Source organism: Methanobrevibacter sp. (assembly GCF_045220775.1).
Taxonomy (GTDB): domain Archaea; phylum Methanobacteriota; class Methanobacteria; order Methanobacteriales; family Methanobacteriaceae; genus Methanocatella.
Map to the genome: position 1 here is coordinate 1 of NZ_JBGUWC010000112.1, position 19,883 is coordinate 19,883.

Sequence of the window (19,883 nt, forward strand, 5' to 3'; positions counted from 1 at the left end):
AATCAGTTCTCTATTATTTTTTTAAGAGGGTTAATATTATTCTCTATTTTTATTAGGGATTCTATAAAAAAATTATTTCTCTATTTGTTTTTTAGGGAAAATTTCAAATTAACATTTAATAGGAGAGATTAACACGAAAGAAGGATTATCTGAAGAAGTTCTTCAAAATTCCAAAAGAACTTCAAGAAGAAGACAAAAAGATGACTCTGAGCCAGAAAAACAAACCGTATGTCCACAATGTGGTTCAACTGATTTAATTGGAGATTATGAAAGGGCAGAAGTGGTTTGTGCTAACTGTGGATTAGTTATTGATGAAAACCTTGTAGATATGGGTCCAGAATGGAGAGCATTCGACCATGAACAAAGAGACAAACGTACAAGAGTAGATGCTCCTATTACTTACACTATTCACGATAAGGGTTTAAGTACAATGATTGATTGGAGGAATAAGGACATCTATGGTAGAGATATTCCTGCAAGAAACAGAGCTCAATGGTACCGTTTAAGAAAATGGCAAAGAAAAATCAGAATTTCCGGTGCTACTGAACGTAACTTGGCTTTTGCATTAAGTGAATTAGACAGAGACTCTTCAAGATTAGGTCTTCCAAGAAGTGTAAGGGAAGCTGCAAGTGTAGTATACAGAAGCGCAGTTGAAAATAAATTGATTAGAGGAAGAAGTATTGAAGGAGTAGTAGCCGCATCATTATACGCTGCATGTAGACGTTGTAACGTTCCACGTACTTTAGATGAAATCGCAGAAGTATCTAGAGTAACCAAAAAAGAAGTAGGTCGTACTTACAGATTTTTAACCCGTGAGTTAAACATCAAATTACCACCGACTTCCCCAGTAGATTATGTGCCTAGATTTGCATCAGAACTCGGTCTTTCTGGTGAAGCACAATCCAAAGCTATTGAAATCATTGAAAAAGCAATGGAAAAAGGATTAACTTCAGGAAGAGGACCTACTGGTGTAGCGGCGGCTGCATTATACATCGCATCTGTTTTACTCGGTGAGAGAAAAACTCAAAGAGATGTGGCTGATATTGCTGGCGTTACTGAAGTAACTATCAGGAATAGATATAAAGAATTAACTGAACAATTAGAGATGGGTGTGACTTTATAGAAGTTCACTCATTATTTGATTAATAATTTAATTTATTAATCATTCTTTTTTTTTAATTTTTAAAAAATAAGGATGTAGATGATAAACATCTACTTTTAATTTAACTATTTTTTACGTGAAAACGGAACAAATGCCACTGCAAATAATACTAAAACCAATCCTGCAATTGGAATACCTGTTGTTGGGCCGTGTTTAGGTTTTACAGTTTTATTATCGTTTTTCTTAACTTGTTTTACATTTTTATTGTTATCTTTAGTTGGAGATTGCTTGTCAACAGTTGGAGTATTGCTAGCTACATCGGCACCGTCGGTTGTTTCATCATCTGTAGTATTATTTTCAGTATCTGTTTCATTAGTGGCAGTACCATCTGTTGCATTTTTATCTGTTGCATTTTTATCTGTTGCATTGTTTTCTGCTGGTTCAGCAGCATTGTTATCGGTTTGTCCTGTTGTAGTGTCATCTCCAACTGGAGTTTCGTCAATATTTTCCAGGGAAGCATCTTCTGCACTGGACCCAAGAGTTTCTGCTATGATTTTACCAGTTATTACAAAACCACTTTCAGCGCTGCCTCTAACTTGAGTAGAATAATTGCTCACTTTGCTTGCAACTTTTACTTCATAATTTCCATCATCATTTAAACCCTTAAAAGTAGTTTTCCAAGAATTAAATGCGTTTAATTTAGCGGTATCGACCACTTTACCATCACATAAAAGATTTACAGTAATCTCGTCTGGTCTTTCATTAGCCTGATTTGCATCATCCCATATTACTTTTACAGGAATATTGTCTGCTGCAGAAACAAAGCTAATGGAAGCCATTAGAAAAACTGCAATAAATAATACTGTAAACAATTTTTTATTCATTTTTCAATATCCTCCTAGGGATTATGAATAGAAGTCTATGCAAAATGCAATATATATTTTGGGTATGGTTGCAGATTCAAGGTCAGTTAATATCCTATCTAAAATTATTAAAGTTTAGAATATTTTTCAATTCTATAAATCAGTTCACGAACAACTCCATCATTATTGGTCTTTTTAACTTTAGCTAATCTTTTTTGGTATTTTGGAAGATTATTTAAGAATGATTTAACTCTAGAAGCACTCATAACTTCATGATATTCTCCATATCCTAATTTTTCCACATAAAATCCATTTAAGGTCTGTTCAAAGTTGCCGATTGCCGGAACTGAATAAATAGGTTTTTTAAGATGTATCGCTTCGGTGATGAATGTAAATCCACCATTACAGATTACTGCTTTTGATGAGGCCAAATCATCATAGAATACATCTTCGTTAAATTCTTTGTATGTTAGATTTCCATCTTCTTCACTTTTATTGAATCCATATACAATGAATTTTTCATCTTTTAAAGCTTTGAGTTTTCTAATGAGTTTTTCGCTTTCACGACTTGTTTGATAGACGATTATATGATCTCCTTCTTTAGGTTCTAATTTTAATATGTCCTCACGTAAAATTGGAGGATATATTACCGCATTCTTTTTAGCCCTTACTTTTGGATAGAAGAAACTTGTTAGAATATGCACTTTTGGCTTTACAACATATGTTTTGATTACGCCCTTCGCTTTTAGCATTTCAACATAATGATTTTGAGGATAGTCGATTTTAGTTTGTGTAATCATATGGATGTTATCTAAGCTTATTAACGGGATTCCCCGTATTTTAGAAAGCATTGTAGCATATATTTCAAAATCAGTTACAATAACATCCGGATGCAGTTGCCTTGCTTTTTTATATAAATTTTCATAGCCTACTTTAATATTGGTCGGATTCCTTTTTAATGCATTAGAAAAAGTTTTCAGGTTGTTCACTTTATTGTTAATGTAAACTGTATTGAATCCGCCGATTTCATAAACATTATCAAATTTCGAATTTAAGTACTCGTAAGCCCTTTCGCTTGAGAAAATATGGACATCATATCTGTCTTTAATTCTATCAACGATTACGCCTGTTCTTATTGCATGACCCATTCCTTCTCCGCAAACGCAGTAAAATACAACTTTTTTCTCTCTCCTGCGTCTTGAAGATTTAATCTCTGCTCTTGTGGAGCGAATCAGTTCTCGAGAATCGTCATATGTTTCTTTAATATTATTGATTTTTTCAGTTTGTCTGGTTATATTATCCAGTCTTGAAGTGGTAATCTTTTCTTTTCCATGGCCGAAGTTATAGTTAAGTTCACTGGCATCGGTTCTTTTTCCTAAAAAATCATTAACGGTACTTTTACCGTACTGTTGGATTAATGTTGTAATCCCCTCTTCTTCAAGTCTTCTAGTTGAAACACCAATTTTTGCATTTCTTAAAACTTTAAATCGTTCTTTTTTGGCCAGTCTTTCGATATAATCAGTATCTTCTCCAAATGTTAGGGATTCATCAAAGCCACCGCATTCATCATGCAGCTCTTTTCTTGAAATTATCCCGTAGCATCCAGCTCCATGGGGCTTGATTTTTTCAACGCTAATCATGAAATAATTTGCAAATTCGTGGAATATCTTATCTTGCACCTTATTTGATAGTGGTTTCATTTGTGTGATGGCTATTCCGAGATGCTCCATTCTAAATTCGTATAATACATCCCTTAAATAGTCTTCGGTTAGCTTTAAATCAGAATCTAGGAAGAGCAAATATTCCCCTTTTGCAACACGAGCACCATTATTCCTACCTACTGCCGGAAGGCCTCCATCAACAACTATACAACCATATTCTTTTGCAATTTCTCTGGTTTTATCAGTTGAGTTAGCATCTGCAACAATGACTTCGTAATCTTCAAAGTCTTGCTCTTTAATACTTTCCAATAGGATTGGAAGGTATTCCTCTTCATTATAGGTAGGTATGATAATGCTTAAAATCATATGTTTAAGTTTATTTTTTAAATTAATAAATATTTGTAAAAATGGCCTTTTTTTGTAATTTAACTTAATTTAAATTATTTTCTTGAATAGAATTTTGTTCTTAGAGAGCATAATTCAACATATTTTCAATATTTTTTTAAAAAGTGATTTTTCTAAATTTGATGATATTTTTTTATTTTTATCTGAAAAGTCCTGTTCAATTAACTTTAATCTTAAAAAATTTTTTATAAACCGACTTATTTGTATTTTTAAGGTTTTTTAGTTAGTTACTGTATGAAAATTTTTTGCGAGTAACTTGATATTTTTTGCAGGTTTTTGATATTAAATACGGTTTAATATTATTTTTATAAATTAAGGCAAATAATGTTTTAATTACTTTAAAAAGGTTTAATATTCATACTTATTTAATTTAGAGCATTTACAGTTGAAATACACCTCTACCCGTAGTTATGTTTCAAGTGTATCTTTCCTGCTTAGCATCATCATGGCTGCGATTGTCAGTATGAATCCGCAAAACATCAAAACTGTTGGAACTTCGCTGTAGATGAAAAATCCGAAAATCAATGCCGCAAGGGGCTCTGCTCCGGATAGCAGTATCGAGGATATTCCGGAGTCGATATAGTTTAAACTCAATGTTGAAAAGATATAAGGCAGGGCAAATGAGAATGTTGAATGTATGATTAGGAATATGATGCATAATAAGGGGTCAATGGAAATGAAATCTGCAATCTGGCCGAAACTGGTAAACGGGATAAGCGCTATTGTGATGAAAATTATTGAGTAAAATAGGATTGTATAAGTGTGTTTGCCGGTTTCCATTGATTTTTTTGAGGCCATCAGATAGACCGCCCAGAACAGTGCAGCACCGACACCTGAAAGGATACCGAATAGGGGGATGTTTATAATGTTATCTTCCAGAACGCCTGTCATTAGCACACATCCAAATATTGCCAGAAACATGCAAATCAGCTTTTTTGAGGTAATCTTTTCCCTGAACAGAATGTAGGCAAAAACCAGCACAAAGATTGGTGCAAGTGATAGAAGCACTGCTGCAAGAGACAGTGGAACTGTATTCATTGACTCATTATAGCATAGATTAAGGCCAATGATGCATATTGAGCAGGCCAGAAATAATGGAATGTCCTTTAAATCTATTTTCAAAAGCTTCTTATCAGTTAAAATAAGGGCTATCAGTATTGGAATGATGGCTATTGAAAACCTTAAAAATAACAGTGTGCCTTGGTCAATTCCATTTTGAGTCAATGTTCGAACAAAAATGCCGCTTGACCCGAACATGAATCCTGCAAGGATTGGCAAAAATAGATAAATCTTTTTCATGGTATCACAGATATGAATAGGCATTCCAGGAAACTGTATAATACTCACAGGAATTATTCAGAGGAACTTTTAAATCGTTGATCAATTCCATTTCATTATAAGTTGGTTCGACTTTGAAAATGGTTTTGTTTACATTTGTATTTGCATCATAATCAATAGTTTCTATGCTGATATTTCCCAAATCGACAGTATCGTTTGCATTTACGACTTCAACAGTATAGCAGTCGGGTTCTGCTCCTGCAAATGCAACGGTAAATCTTAATGCAACTATTAAAACGACAACCATGTAAGGCAATAGCCTGTTAAACATGTATCTGTTTTTGCTTAAGCATGTATTTCTGTAAGATGGCTGTATCATTTCGTTCTCTTTAAGCAGGTTTTCATCTTTTAAAACAGTGCCTACAATGTAATTTAGGTAATAACCGTTTTTATAAACTAAGAAAAGTCCTAAAATACCGACAAGTGAAGGTGTTGCCCACAATCCTCCATCAATCGCTCCAATAAGAAGGCAACTTGAAAAGAACGCTATTAAAAGTGTTGTAAACCATGGGCGTTTTTGAATGGCTAAAACTAAAGTTACAAATAAAATGGGAATTAATAAAATTACCAAAAATCCGATGCTTGGAACGTATGAGTATAGGCCAACTCCCGTGTTGATGTCGCTTTGTATAAAAGGACCTATAATTTGAGTTATGACTGCTCCTAAAATGGACTTTAACAGGTGAGTATGCAAAATGCTTGTAGAGCTCATTGTGTTGGACATGGAGCAGAATACGGTGTTAAGTTTAATGCCCATCTGCAATCTAAATATGATTTCTAGAATAATGCCTAAAACCAATAAAACTGAACCGATTATGATTGAAATCCTCAGATATCTTGTTGCATCCATCTCTTTTTCAATGACTTGGGATAATATTAGAAATATGCCTAAAAGGCCAAAAAACATAATGTCTTTACCTTTTGATGATCCCATTAAAAATAGGTAGGTAACCGGTCTGATAATTGGATTTAAGATGTCACTTACAAAGATTACTCCTGCAAGGAGTATGAATATAAATCCAAGTAGTATAGTTTTATTAAGTTTCATTAACAATAATTTAATATTAATACTTTAAATAGATGAGCATGTTTACAATAGAATATTTCATAGGATTGGTGTTGATCGGTATTTGTGCCGGTTTTGCATCAGGACTTCTGGGTGTTGGCGGAGGATTTTTAATTGTCCCGCTCCAATATTTCCTGTTGAAGTATATTGGAGTTGAACCGGATTTGGCTATTCTGATTTCTTTTGGAACCAGTTTGGCCATTATTGTCCCAACAGCCTTAAGCGGAGCTTACAGACACACCAGAACATTGGATAATATCTTAAAGCCAGGAATAAGATTGGGTATTTTTGGTATTGTTGGTGGTGTTATAGGAGGTTTTGTAGCATCAGCATTGCCTTCAAGAGTATTGGAAATTATTTTTGGTCTTTTATTATTGTTCATTGCTTTTAATAATATCGTTAATATTAATAAAGAGCGAGAAGAAGCTAAAATTCCTTTTAATTTAATTTCAACCGCAATTATAGGTCTGCTGGTTGGATTTTCATCAGGACTTTTGGGCGTTGGTGGTGGTATATTTTTAATAGCTATTCTGACTGCACTTCTTGGATTTTCATTGATTGAAGCTATTGGAACATCTTCTATTTTTATTTGTTTAACAGCAATTGGAGGATTTTTGTCTTATGTCATTTCAGGATGGGGCGTAAGCACATTCCCATACTCAATTGGTTATGTAAGCATTGTTAATTTCCTTTTGATTGCTTGTTTTTCAGTGCCGATGGCCTCGCTTGGAGCCAAAATGGCACATAAGGTACCTCAAAAAAAGTTGAAGATCATATTTTCAGTACTTGTATTGTACATGGCATTGAAAATGTTAGGAATCTTGCCTTAAGGTGATATGATGAGCGGAGATAGAAAAGTTGGAGAAAATTTTGATGCTGGTGAAGCAGACAGTATTTTTGATAAATTGAAGAACGTTGAAGGGAAAATCAAACCTAAAAAAGACGGCAAATTCGACAATATTAAGAATATGATGAATGAAGCCCAATATCTGGAAAAATCAGGCAAATTCAGTGAAGCTATTGAATTATATAAGCAAGTCATTTTTGTTTTGCCAGATTCTCAAAAAGCATATGAAGCATTGGCAAATATTTATCAAAAACAAGGCGAAACTGATAAAGAAATAGATATTTTAAAGAAGGCTATTAGTAACTGTAAAGATAATAAGGATTTCAAAAATAGATTAAATGAATTGGAATAATTCATTTAACTATTAAATCCATCCCATTGTCCATGCCACTATCAGACTGACTATAAACATGGCAATTGCAAAGTATATTATGTATCTACCATGTTTGCGGTATAATGGAACATCTTTTTTGTAGAAAAACAATATTGCCCCATATATCAAACCTAAAAGTGGGGATAAAAATGCTATTACATATCCAATAATAGGTATGATCTTTGTTCCTTCGTTATCCATACTCTCACCTTTTAAGGGTTAAAAAAAAAGTTTTTTTTGAATATAAAATTATAAAAATTAAAAATAAGAAATAAGAAGAATAATTCCCCTTATCTTCCGAAAATTCTTTTTTTGAGTTTGCCTAAAATACCGGTTGCTAAAATTCCAACACCGACTTCATAGATCAAGTTTGCTTGGGATTCGTCAACACCTAATCTTTCCATCAATTGTTGCACAATAAAGTCTTTGTTTTTATTACCAGCTAAAAAGGTACTTTCAAAAATACTGTTAGCTGTTATACCTTGTTCTTGAGTCAAACCAGTTTCTGAAACTAATTGAGCAATGAAATCTTCTGCGTTCATGTTATCACCTATTTTAGATACACTCCCATTCCAATGGCACTTACTTGGTAACTGTCACCGCCAAGCCCAATCAAACAATATTGTATGTCTAAATCAAGGACTCCATTTCCACCAGCTGCTTTTATTTTGTTAGTCAATCCGATTAAACATTCGTCCTTTCCAGATTTCAAGGTATTTAATGTGTTCATTTCTGCCTGTTCGGGATCTGCATGAACTAAATGCTTATCTTTTTCCAAAATCACAGTTGAATAGAATTGGCCTAGATTAACAATTTGCTTATCAGGAACATCTGTGCTAGTCATAAAGATGAAATCCAGACTATTGATTTTTTTATTGCTTTTTTCTTCATCAAATTCCTCAACAGTATGTTCTTCAACTTCATAGGGCTTTTTAAGAATGTATGTATAATTAAAATTCTTTATTTTATGGTATATATAAGTAGTTATTCTTTTAAAAAATCCAAAAATGTAGGAAATCACGCCTACTCCAACAACTATCAAGATATAGTTAATCAATGTTGGAAATGCGGCTTGCAGGATTACTACTATTGATCCGACAGTAATAAAATTCATGCCTAATGTAGGATTTTTCAAAATAAAGCTATAATATGTGGTATATGCAAAAAGGATAAATGCGCTAATTGCACCGATGTCTTCGCCGAGTATTCTATTTGCAATTATGGTTTCGACATATCCTGCAATAAGCGGTGCAAAAATCAATCCTAAATTCCAGCCAAAAATTGCTATGTTGAAGTATAAAAAGAATTGATAAACTGCAAGACCGGCTAATGTACCTGATGTGATGCATATGATAGCTTCTTTTAGATGCGCCAGTCTTTCATCTCTATTTCTAAGATTCATGTTATTCACATTTGACTGCAGTGCCGTATGCGGTTACAAGGATTGTATTTCCCATAGTGCCGCCAAGGTTGTTGTAGGAAATCTTAAGCCCGATTATGGCATTTGCACCTAAACTTTCGGCCTTTTCTTTCATGCTTTCAAAAGCGATGTCGCGCGCTTTTTGCAATTCTTCTTCGTATTGTGAGGTTCTTCCACCTACAACATCACGGACACCGGAGAATAAATCTTTATAGATATTGGCTCCAATCAGAGATTCTCCAGTTACTAATCCTTTGTATTCTATAATTTTTTTGTTTTCTAAGGTATTTGATGAGGTTAAAATCATTATATCCCTATTTCATAAAGGTCATCACTGCCCAAATAATTAAAAAGATTGCAATCACTACATATAAGATTATTTGTGATCTTTTTCTTTGGTTTAATCTTGCATCCCAGACTTTTTGGCAATCTGGTGAGCATACGAGTTCGTTTAAAGGTATTGGGGTTCCGCAAATCGGACAATGTTTATGAGGTTCTACTGCCATATTTTCACTTCCTATAATTTAAAAAATTCTTTTGTATTTTTAGTAACTTGAATTGCAAGGTCTTCAGCATCAAGACCCATGCACATTGCAATTGTCTCGAGGATATGAGGCAAATATTTCGGTTCATTTCTGTTCTTTTTAGGTTTTCTGTCAAAGTTTTTTGGTATTAAGAATGGCGCATCTGTTTCTATCATCAATTTTTCTGGGGGAATAACACTTACGGCCTCTTGTAAGTCCCTTCCTCTTTTCATATCGCAAATCCATCCAGTAACGCCAATAAAGCAACCCAAATCGATGTAGTTCTGTGCTTCTTGTTTGTTTCCTGTAAAACAGTGAACAACGGATTTCTCAATAACGCTATCGTGCCTTTTCAATATTGTACATAAATCTTCGTGGGCTTCTCTTTCATGTAAAAATAATGGCATGTCCACTCTTTCCGCTAATTCTACTTGTGCCTCAAACCATTTTCTTTGAAGGTCTTGTGGCGAGAAGTTTCTATTATAATCAAGACCGCATTCGCCAATGGCAACCACACTTTTGTTTTTAGCTATTTTTTCTATTTCAAAAATAGTATGGCCGTTACAGGTTTTTGCATCATGTGGATGAACTCCTGATGTTGAAAAGAGAGTTCCGGGATATTTGGATGCATATTCTGCTGCCAATTGGCTTGCATGAATGTTGGTTCCAGTAATTATGAACTGGTTTACACCAACCCTTTTTGCTTCTTCAATTATTTCGACTCTGTCTTTTCTAAATGAAGAGTGCATTAAGTTTAAGCCAATATCGATTAGATTATCCACTTAATCACCTATTCGTTAATGATTCTTGTTCCGATAGGTTCTCCGTTAACTGCTTTAATCAAGTTTTCAGGCTCAAAACCGTTTGTTATAACGGTTTCTAAGTCGGACCTTTTAATCATCTGAACTGCAGTTGTGTCGAAAAATTCATATGTTCCGGCTTTAACGTCCTTATCGCTTAAGAATGCAAGCAAATCAGTTGCGGTAATTTCTGGAACAAGCTCCGCATCATCGAATTTATTAGGGTCTTTGGTATACATTCCATCGACAGAAGTCAAGTTGATGAGCTTGTCCGCTTGAACATATTCTGCTAGAATAGCAGAAACTGCATCTGTACTGTGTGCAGGTTCAGTTCCACCCATAACGACTATTTTTCCAGTAGCTGAGAATTCTAAAGCTTCCTGGAAGTTATGAGGCACTCTTTGATATGCAGCATCACCAAGTGCAGACAACATTAGTTTTGCATTGATTCTTGTAACTTCAATTCCGATATCGTCACATTGCGCTTCGCCAGCCCCTAAATCACGGACTACACTGATGTATTGCCTTGCAGGTTTTCCACCACCCACAACAACAAATATTTCATGTTCTTTGGTCAAATCTTTTAAGATAGCACTGTATTCTTGGAATTTTTTACTATCATATTCCTTAAGTAAAATAGATCCTCCAATTGCAACAACAATTTTCATATATTCACCTTAAATATATATTTATCTTTAAGATATTATTTAAATTTTAATAAGATGGAGAAAATAATTATTATTAATGAGTTTAAATGAGCAAATTTATCAAAGGAAATCCTGCCGCAAGTATTTGGAAGATGAGATTGACATGGATATGATTCATGATGCAATGTCAAAAGTCAAGCCATTAAATGAAGGTGTAGACTACCATTATGAAATATTAACTCTTGATAAGGTTAATAATCGCGCACGTTTTTCCGCTCCATATTATTTGGCATTATACGCTGATAAAAAAGAGAATCATATAGATATCGGTTTTATTTTCGAGCAGCTTTGCTTATATCTCCAAAGTAAGGGTATTGGCAATTGCTGGGTGGGCTTGGCTTCACCTAAGGATAAGGGACCAGGTTTTGTGATAACCATTGCATTTGGCAAATCAGACAATATTACAAGAGACCGCTCTAGTTTTAAAAGGAAAAAACTGGATGAAATTTCAGATTTTGCCGATGAGAGATTAATTCCAGCACAACTCGCTCCATCAGCCATCAATGCACAGCCTTGGTATTTCAAACATTCGGATGACGGCTTTGATGTCTATCAGGTAAAACAGAATATTGTTAAACGCCAATTCATCAAGAAATGGAATCCAATCGATGTAGGAATAGCTTTAGCGCATATGTATGTGGCTAACGAGGACACCTTTGAATTCTATAAAAAAGCTAATTTTGAAAATATTAAGAGCCATACTTACATTGGAAGTATAAAGATTTAAAAAAAGAAAAAATTAGAGGATTTAAGCATCCTCTGAAGTTAAGCCTTTGTATAGGAAACCTGCAATGACTGCACCAACAATAGGTGCTAAAATGAATACCCAAACTTGTTCTAAAGCCTGGCCACCAAGGAATAATGCAGGTGCTAAACTACGTGCCGGGTTTACGGAAGTTCCGGTTAATGGAATTCCCATAATATGTACGAAAGTAAGTGTCAAACCGATTACAATACCTGCGACTGTAGCGTTTTCTGCTTTTTTTGTAACACCAAGGACAGTAAATACAAATACAAAGGTTAAAATAATTTCAACAATAATTGCTCCAACAACATCGATACCTAGGCTTGATGCAGATCCAAATCCGTTTTGGCCAAGTCCTGTTGCAGCATATCCTCCAAGACTTGGAATTGAACTGATGATTGCAACCAATATCGCAATACCTATGATTGCACCAATACATTGGAATACGATGTACATTATTAGGTCTTTTGCTTCCATTCTTCCATCAATCCACATGCCGATTGAAACAGCCGGATTGATGTGGCATCCTGAAATGTCTCCAATCACATATGCCATAGCAACGATGGATAAACCGAATGCCAATGCAATTCCAACGGTACCTAATACTGAACCGGCTATGGCTGCACTTCCACAACCGAACAGGACAAGTACCATTGTTCCGATTAATTCCGATATATATCTTCTCATAATTTTTCTCCTATAATCCTAATTTTTATTAAAATAGTCTAATTCTTTTCATAAATAAATATGCAACTAATAGTACAAATAATACTAAGATGAATGGGAATACATGTAATAGTAATGAATCATTTACTTTATCGAAGTGATATTCACTTTCAAAGCCCATGTGGTTAGCATCAGTATGATTCTGCACGATTTTTGCAAAGTTGTATACAAGGTCATAATAGCCTATATGTGCTCCTTCATACACTATTGAGTCAGGTGCTTTGCCGTTTGCATCCATATAGTTTTTAACGATTCCTGCCATTTTGAAATAGTCGTAAACGGAATAACTGTCTCTTGTTAAAAATGAAATTCCCTGTGGATTGTCTGGTTCGTCATATTCTTTAGGAATGTCAATTCCATCACCATTCAGGTAAGCACTGGTTTGGTATAGTAATTGAGGGGTTGAATATGGACCGTATGGGCCTTTCATTTCGTTATCTCCACTTTGGACAAGCATTTTGCTTGCATTTGCCATGCCTTGTGGGGATATTTTATTTGTTACAACTAATTCACTACTGTAGACTTTTGAATAATTTCCATATCCATTAATGATGTCCACAATTTCTTTTGCCATTTTTCTGTTCATGTCTTCATCATATTTAGATAAGACGCCATCTTCAACGTTACTTGGAAATTCTTTAGCCGGCTGTATGTAATAGATTCCGGCATTTTTTAGAAATGTTCCAGGGTCATGCATTCCGGCAAGAGCCTCATTTGAATAATTATCGTCCCATGCTCTTCTAAGGAAGTTGGTATGGTTATCCAAATCATAGCTGCCTATGTTTACAAAAACAATCTGTTTATTTGTATCAACAGTTGATGAAGCAAGCTGCATATAATTTCCGGCATCCGAAGCGGCGATGTTGATGCTTACGTCACTTGTCACATTTATTGACCGCCATCCTTCTCCGGGTGCAGGTGCCTGATTGTCAACAATTACCTGTAATTCACCATTACTTATGTCTTCTATATGAGTTTTAAGCGAGTTTAATAACTTTATGTCCTGATCATGGTTTACTATATTGTCCGAAGTTATGAATACTGTCTTTGATGCAGATACATCGTGAATAACTGGGGCAATTATCAATAATGCCAATATCAGTATTGCAATTTGTTTTTTCATTTTTCTTTTTCCTTGATGTTAATTAATATTAATTTATTAACTTTATCAATAAAATATTTTTTCAACGTTTCCATATAATATTTCTTTTGAAATCAGATATTTTTTAAATTAAAGAAATTTAAGCCATTTAAAACAAAAGATTTAAATAAATCAATTGGTAATAGTTTTTTTGAGGATTTAGAGAGATTATCTTTTATTTTAAGTTAAATTTTGTCATGATTTGAAAAAGTATATTCCGTCATGTCAAATTGAAGGATAATTTTTAATCGTGGCGAAGAATTTGATTAAAAATTTTTCGTGTAAGGCTGCTAAATAATAGTTGGCTTTTTAATTAAGGTTATCTTTTCAAATTTGGTGGTTGGATATATTCTTTTTAGATTAAAACTAAAAATAAAAAGTTTAATTGCTGATTGATAGCTTTTGTTAATTAATACTGCGTAAACGTCCTCAATTGAGGTAATAATATGTTAAGAAATATTCAAAAGATAGCTATTAGCAAAAGATTCCTCGTTTCATTAGTCCTCATTGGCTTAGTGTTCATTTCAATCGGAGTGGATATGGAAGGAGCATATGCCATAGATTTGAATGAGACTGATGAAGTTAATGTGGAATTAGATTTAGAAGATAAGCTAGAAGATTCTCAAGAAAATGAAATCATGTCGTTGAATTATGAAAACAATGAGTCACTGGGAGCAAATTCATATTCTCTCAATGGAGGTACATTTAAAGATATTCAGAATACTATAAACAAAGCAAGTAGCGGAGATACAATTAAACTTAGTGGAACCTTCGTTTCAACCAGTTCCTCTGATACGATTTCACTCAATAAAAAATTGACATTCACTTCATCATCCGGTGCAACATTAAATGGAAAACAATCAACAGTAATCTTGAAAATTAGTTCTGGCGGAGCCAATTCTCAATTTACCAATTTGAAATTCATTAATGGATATACGGATGGTAGAGGTGCGGCTGTACAGGTTTCTGCTAAATACATAACATTCGATAAGTGTGTTTTTGAAAACAATTTTGCAAAAACCACCTCTGGTGCAATTCACACGCCATATAAGGCAGAAACCGCTCAAGGTTTAACAATCAAAAACTGTAATTTCACAAATAATGGTGCAGGCATTGCTGCCGGTGCTGTAGGGGCTTTCAGCCATGACTTCAAAATTACGAACTGTATTTTTGATTCAAATTATGTCCGTGGTCCTGAGGCTCTCTGTGGTGGAGCAATACAGATAGGTTTGGATACCGAACCGTCTTATGGGGTTGTTAGCAAGTGTGTATTCAAAAACAACATTGTAATAACTTCCGATGGGTCTGGACATGCCGGAGCAGGATGCGTTAGGAACGGATCATCATACTATGATTGCGTTTTTATCAATAACCGTGCAGATCATGGTGGTGCTTTGACATTCCACGCTTCAGGAAACTTAAACAACTGTACTTTAATCAATAATTCCGCAAGCGTATTTGGTGGAGGAGTATCAATATTGATGGATTATCAGACTTTTATGGATTTAAACATTACAAATAGTGTTTTTGAAGGAAACAGTGCTCCGCTAGGTGGTGCAGTTAAGTTGGATGGATTCAATATTAAAATTGAAAAATCTATCTTTAATGATAATTATGCTTCAGAGTATGGTGGTGCTGTGAATATTGAGGCAGATAATGTTAAAATTATAAATTCTGAATTTAACAGAAACATTGCGAATATTGACGGTGGTGCCGTATTTATTAAAGGTGAAGATACAACAGTCAAAGATTCTACATTCATTGCTAATGAAGCAATACCAGACGTTAATAAATTGAATGACGGATTAGGTGGGGCTATTTATGTAAATTCTACAAAAGTATTAGCTCAAAACAACGTTTTCATGTATAACACTGCAAGAAACGGTAGTGCAATCTATTTTGATGAACATGGTGTTGAATTTAAGTTAAAAAACAACACTTTATATCAAAATCAGGCATGGGTCTATCATTTGCCAATTTCTGCTCATGATATCTACTATGGGGATGTAGAAAACATCAAATCCGTCATTGTTGGTGGAAATAACATTGCGGATTATGATAATTTGGCCGTTTCAAATGCAATTTATAATGCCGCAAATTACAATAACATTGAAATTGACGGTGAACATCCGGTTTCCGGCGCCACAATGAGTGGTGAATTATACCAGGATGACCGTGAGTATAACATGGCAATACTAATGACAGTAGAACATGAAGATGGAACAGTCGTTTACAATAACTCCTTAAATTCAAGTTATTTGGGTGAAGTCTCTGATAACTTGACTAATTTGAAACCTGGAAAATATTATGTCACAGCAAAGCATTTTGAAGATAATTACTACAAGGGAATTACTAATGCTACAACATTCAATGTTTATCCGAAAATTGACAATGGGATAGTCAAATCTTCTAATAAGGACACTATAAATTATGGGGATCTGGTTGTCTGGACATTGAATATCACAAACAACGGTCCAAATAATGCTACTGGGGTTGTCGTATATGATGTTCTGCCGGATGGCTTAATCTGGAAAAGCGATGACAGCAATGGTAAATACGATTCAATCACTGGTGTTTTAAGTATTGGCGATTTGAAAATTGGTCAGACATTTGTTGTAAATATTGTAACTCAAGTAAATAAGACTGGAGATATAGTAAATAAGGCAAATGTCACAGGAAAGGAATTTGATACTAATCTCAACAATAATTATGATGAAAAAGCGATAAATGTTCCTCAAGCAGCGGATGTGGCTATTGAAAAATCCGTCAATGAAACTAATTTGAATTATCGGGATTTGGTTGAATGGACTTTGGTTGTTAAGAATAACGGTCCTGATGTTGCCCATGACGTTAAGGTTGAAGATATGCTTCCAGAATCTTTGATTTTTGTTAGTTGTGATGGAAACTATGATAACAATACAGGTATTTGGAATATTGGAACTTTAGGTGTTAATAACTCTGTTAAATTAGATATTGTGGCTAGAGTCAATGCAACAGGTGTTATCAGGAATAATGCTGCTGTATCATTAAGGGAATTTGATTATGACCCCTCAAATAATTATGATGATGCAGAAATTAGTGTTGCACCTGCCGTTGATGTGAGTGTTGTAAAACATGTCAACGTGACCAATCCGAATTATCACGATTTAATCAAATGGACTTTAATCGTTAAGAATAACGGTCCTGATATTGCTAATGATGTTAAGCTTCTTGATGTGCTTCCAGATTCATTAAAATTCATCAGCAGTGATGTGGATGCTTATGATGAGAATACAGGTATTTGGAATATTGGAACTTTGGGTGTTGACAAGTCAGTTAGGTTAAATTTGGTCTGTGAGGTTGATGCAACAGGCAAGATTGTAAATAATGCTAATGTATCATCTCGCGAGTTCGATTATGATATGTCAAATAATAAAGATCAAAAAGCAATTACCGTCAATCCTGCATGTGATGTGGAAGTCCAAAAATTGGTGAACAATTCAAATCCAAATTTCAACGATTCAATAGAATGGACTATTGAAGTAACAAATAATGGTCCTGATGTTGCCCATGATGTAAAAGCGGTTGACATTCTTCCGGAATCATTGATATTTGTAAGTTGTAACGGAAATTACAACACTAGTATGGGCATTTTGAATGTTGGAACTTTAAATCCTTCTGCATCCGTTAAACTTTCAATAGTTTGTAAAGTGAATGCAACAGGAAAAATAATCAATGAGGTTAACGTGACTTGCCGCGAGTTTGATTATGATTTGTCAAACAATCACGATGATGAGCAAATCAATGTCGGACCTTCAGCGGATTTGGAAATTTCAAAATCAGCCAACGTTTCAACTGCAAATTATACTGATTTGGTCAAATGGACATTAACTATTAAAAATAACGGTCCTGACAATGCAACCGGTGTTAAAGTAGTTGATATCTTGCCAAACGGATTTATTTACATTAATTCAATTTTGGATAAAGGTTCCTATTCAAACAATGTGTTTAATATAGGTAATTTAAATGTTGGAGAGATATTAAAGATTGTCATTATTGCCCAGGCAAATAAGACAGGCAAATTTGTAAATGTTGCAAATGTCACATGCAATGAATACGATTACAACCCTGAAAACAATGTTGCCAATAAATCAGTCACAATAAATCCCGCATCAGATGTGGAAGTTATAAAATTGGTTAATAATTCCAACCCTAATTTCAGAGATGTAGTAAAATGGACTTTAATCGTTAAGAATAACGGTCCGGATAATGCACATGACGTAAAACTTACTGATGTGATTCCAGAATCTTTGATTTGGATTAGTGATGATTCACAAGGTAAATTTAATCATAATACTGGTGTTTGGGATATAGGCACTTTAAATAAAGGAAAATCAGCTGAATTCAATGTTATAACTAGAGTCAATGCAACCGGCAACATCACAAACGATGCAAAAGTCACTGCTAAGGAATTTGATTATAATCTAACCAATAACAATGATAGTGAAATTATTGTTGTTAATAAATCCGGTGATTTGGCTATTGTAAAATTAGTCAATGCTAGTGAGGTCAATTATACTGATTTGGTCAAGTGGACATTAATTGCATCAAACAAAGGTCCTGACAAGGTAACTGATGTTGTGGTGGATGATGCTTTGCCAGACGGGTTAATATTGTTAAACTATACTGCAAGCAAAGGATTTTATGATGAGGGTGTGTGGAATGTGTGCTGTCTTGAAAAAGACGAAATGCAAACATTAGAAATCATTTGTAAAGTCAATAAAACTGGTCATTTAACAAATCTGGCTAGAATTTCCGGAAGGGAATATGATTCGGATTTAACTAACAATATTGATAATGAATCTATTGACGTGCCATTAGCGGCCGATATTGCTGTTTTAAAGGAAGTTAATGATCTTAATCCTTTTTTCGGCGATGTAATTGTTTGGACAATAACTGTTAAAAATATGGGTCCGGATATGGCAACAGATGTCCGTATATACGATGAATTGCCTGAAGATCTAATCTTTATAGATTATGCATCCAGTAGAGGCACTTATGAAAATGGCATTTGGATTTTAGATTATCTAAACAAAGGCGAATGCGAAAGCATAAACATCAGTTGTTATGTAAATGGATTAGGAACAATCATCAATAATGTATCTGCAATAGCGAATGAGTATGATGTTAACATGTCCAATAACCATGATGATGAGTTGATTGATGCATCTCCAGTTGCAGACCTTTCAATTGAAAAATTCGCAAACGTTTCCAGTGCAAATTATGGTGATATCATTAAATGGACATTAGTCGTTTCAAATGAGGGCTTTAATGATGCAACTGGTGTTATTGTTGAAGATACATTCCCTCACGGCTTAAAATTAATTGAAGCAATCGGTGATGGAATCTATGAAACAGGCATATGGCATATTGGGGAATTAAAAGTTGGAGAAATTAAAAAGTTAGAAATCATATCCAAAGTCATCGAAACTGGAGACATTTCTAATTATGCTATCGTTTCCGGCAATGAAAAAGATCCTAACCCTTTAAACGATGAGGCTGAAGATACTGTTCATGTTTATCCTGCAGCAGACTTGGCAATTACAAAGACAGTATCAAAATACAAGTATGGCGTAGGGGACTTGGTTACTTTTTCCATCAAACTAAGTAATTTGGGGCCTGATGATGCTTTGAACGTTAAGGTTAGTGAAGTATTTGATGATTCTTTAGTCTTAAGGTCTGTTAAAGCAACAAAAGGCACATTCGACACTTCAAGTTATGAATGGTCCATGGATGAACTTGCTGCGGGTGGTGAAGAAAAATTATTACTTGGATTTGAAGCTATTAAAGAGGGCATCTTCAAAAATGTAGTGTCTGTTGTAAGCGATACCTTTGATATTGATTTAAGTAATAATGATGATTTTGCTTTAGTAAAAATCGTTAAACATCAGGACAATATTTTAAATAATGTCACTGGTGATTTTGCTAAACAAAAGATGTCTAAAGCTGGAAATATTCATCATCCAGTTTCTAACCTTAAAAAATACTCTACTGCAAATCTGATTGCATTGTTAATCGCTTCTACATTAGTTTCCATAATTTTTGGAGGTCGCGATATTTTTAAAAAGAGATAAATTTAAAGTAGCTTTTAAGCTACTTTTTCTTATTTTTTTCAAACGATTTTTC

Annotated in this window: 18 protein-coding genes; 5 read left to right on the top strand and 13 right to left on the bottom strand. The window is 34.3% G+C overall.

Annotated features, from left to right (window positions below; all coding sequences use genetic code 11):
- The first annotated feature begins 118 nt into the window (after positions 1-118).
- On the top strand, positions 119-1,123 hold the full coding sequence (locus ACJROP_RS07430; RefSeq protein ID WP_406534880.1) for a transcription initiation factor IIB: 1,005 nt from the start codon (positions 119-121) through the stop codon (positions 1,121-1,123).
- A gap of 104 nt (positions 1,124-1,227) precedes the next feature.
- Here ACJROP_RS07430 and ACJROP_RS07435 read toward each other — a convergent pair whose 3' ends face one another.
- The 4 genes from ACJROP_RS07435 to ACJROP_RS07450 all read right to left on the bottom strand — a co-directional run bounded on the left by ACJROP_RS07435 (position 1,228) and on the right by ACJROP_RS07450 (position 6,417).
- Complete coding sequence (locus tag ACJROP_RS07435) at positions 1,228-1,986, bottom strand: Cna B-type domain-containing protein (RefSeq protein ID WP_406534839.1); 759 nt, start codon at positions 1,984-1,986, stop codon at positions 1,228-1,230.
- Positions 1,987-2,093: 107 nt separating this feature from the next.
- A complete protein-coding gene (locus tag ACJROP_RS07440) occupies positions 2,094-3,992 on the bottom strand; it encodes an MJ1255/VC2487 family glycosyltransferase (RefSeq protein ID WP_406534840.1) in 1,899 nt (632 codons plus the stop codon).
- Positions 3,993-4,439: 447 nt separating this feature from the next.
- Positions 4,440-5,330 carry a DMT family transporter gene (locus tag ACJROP_RS07445; protein ID WP_406534841.1) on the bottom strand — a complete coding sequence of 297 codons (891 nt, stop codon included), beginning with the start codon at positions 5,328-5,330 and terminating at the stop codon, positions 4,440-4,442.
- 4 nt (positions 5,331-5,334) lie between these two features.
- A complete protein-coding gene (locus ACJROP_RS07450; protein WP_406534842.1) occupies positions 5,335-6,417 on the bottom strand; it encodes a hypothetical protein in 1,083 nt (360 codons plus the stop codon).
- A 38-nt stretch (positions 6,418-6,455) separates the two neighbouring features.
- Between ACJROP_RS07450 and ACJROP_RS07455 the strand changes: the two genes are divergently transcribed.
- Positions 6,456-7,265 carry a sulfite exporter TauE/SafE family protein gene (locus ACJROP_RS07455; RefSeq protein WP_406534843.1) on the top strand — a complete coding sequence of 270 codons (810 nt, stop codon included), beginning with the start codon at positions 6,456-6,458 and terminating at the stop codon, positions 7,263-7,265.
- 9 nt (positions 7,266-7,274) lie between these two features.
- The gene (locus ACJROP_RS07460) at positions 7,275-7,634 is read left to right on the top strand and encodes a tetratricopeptide repeat protein (RefSeq protein WP_406534844.1); all 360 of its coding nucleotides are present in this window, start codon (positions 7,275-7,277) and stop codon (positions 7,632-7,634) included.
- Between the two features lie 12 nt (positions 7,635-7,646).
- Here ACJROP_RS07460 and ACJROP_RS07465 read toward each other — a convergent pair whose 3' ends face one another.
- The 7 genes from ACJROP_RS07465 to pyrH all read right to left on the bottom strand — a co-directional run bounded on the left by ACJROP_RS07465 (position 7,647) and on the right by pyrH (position 11,067).
- Positions 7,647-7,856: a hypothetical protein gene (locus ACJROP_RS07465; RefSeq protein WP_406534845.1), complete on the bottom strand. Its 210-nt coding sequence runs from the start codon at positions 7,854-7,856 to the stop codon at positions 7,647-7,649.
- Between the two features lie 89 nt (positions 7,857-7,945).
- Complete coding sequence (locus ACJROP_RS07470) at positions 7,946-8,197, bottom strand: hypothetical protein (protein ID WP_406534846.1); 252 nt, start codon at positions 8,195-8,197, stop codon at positions 7,946-7,948.
- Positions 8,198-8,205: 8 nt separating this feature from the next.
- Positions 8,206-9,057 carry a hypothetical protein gene (locus tag ACJROP_RS07475; RefSeq protein ID WP_406534847.1) on the bottom strand — a complete coding sequence of 284 codons (852 nt, stop codon included), beginning with the start codon at positions 9,055-9,057 and terminating at the stop codon, positions 8,206-8,208.
- 1 nt (position 9,058) lies between these two features.
- Entirely contained in the window at positions 9,059-9,382 is a 324-nt protein-coding gene (locus ACJROP_RS07480) for a YbjQ family protein (protein WP_406534848.1), read from the bottom strand.
- Between the two features lie 7 nt (positions 9,383-9,389).
- On the bottom strand, positions 9,390-9,581 hold the full coding sequence (locus tag ACJROP_RS07485) for a DUF2116 family Zn-ribbon domain-containing protein (RefSeq protein ID WP_292749562.1): 192 nt from the start codon (positions 9,579-9,581) through the stop codon (positions 9,390-9,392).
- Positions 9,582-9,592: 11 nt separating this feature from the next.
- Positions 9,593-10,381 (bottom strand): TatD family hydrolase, encoded by a 789-nt coding sequence (locus ACJROP_RS07490; RefSeq protein WP_406534849.1) that lies wholly within the window; start codon positions 10,379-10,381, stop codon positions 9,593-9,595.
- A gap of 8 nt (positions 10,382-10,389) precedes the next feature.
- Positions 10,390-11,067 carry a UMP kinase gene (gene pyrH / locus ACJROP_RS07495; protein ID WP_406534850.1) on the bottom strand — a complete coding sequence of 226 codons (678 nt, stop codon included), beginning with the start codon at positions 11,065-11,067 and terminating at the stop codon, positions 10,390-10,392.
- Between the two features lie 76 nt (positions 11,068-11,143).
- On the opposite strand from pyrH, the gene ACJROP_RS07500 reads away from it, so the two are divergent.
- Positions 11,144-11,833: a nitroreductase family protein gene (locus tag ACJROP_RS07500; RefSeq protein WP_406534851.1), complete on the top strand. Its 690-nt coding sequence runs from the start codon at positions 11,144-11,146 to the stop codon at positions 11,831-11,833.
- 21 nt (positions 11,834-11,854) lie between these two features.
- Here ACJROP_RS07500 and ACJROP_RS07505 read toward each other — a convergent pair whose 3' ends face one another.
- Both ACJROP_RS07505 and ACJROP_RS07510 read right to left on the bottom strand, forming a co-directional pair.
- Entirely contained in the window at positions 11,855-12,538 is a 684-nt protein-coding gene (locus tag ACJROP_RS07505; RefSeq protein WP_406534852.1) for an MIP family channel protein, read from the bottom strand.
- 28 nt (positions 12,539-12,566) lie between these two features.
- Positions 12,567-13,700 carry an adhesin gene (locus ACJROP_RS07510; protein WP_406534853.1) on the bottom strand — a complete coding sequence of 378 codons (1,134 nt, stop codon included), beginning with the start codon at positions 13,698-13,700 and terminating at the stop codon, positions 12,567-12,569.
- Positions 13,701-14,164: 464 nt separating this feature from the next.
- Between ACJROP_RS07510 and ACJROP_RS07515 the strand changes: the two genes are divergently transcribed.
- A complete protein-coding gene (locus ACJROP_RS07515; protein WP_406534854.1) occupies positions 14,165-19,831 on the top strand; it encodes a hypothetical protein in 5,667 nt (1,888 codons plus the stop codon).
- The last annotated feature ends 52 nt before the right edge of the window (positions 19,832-19,883 follow it).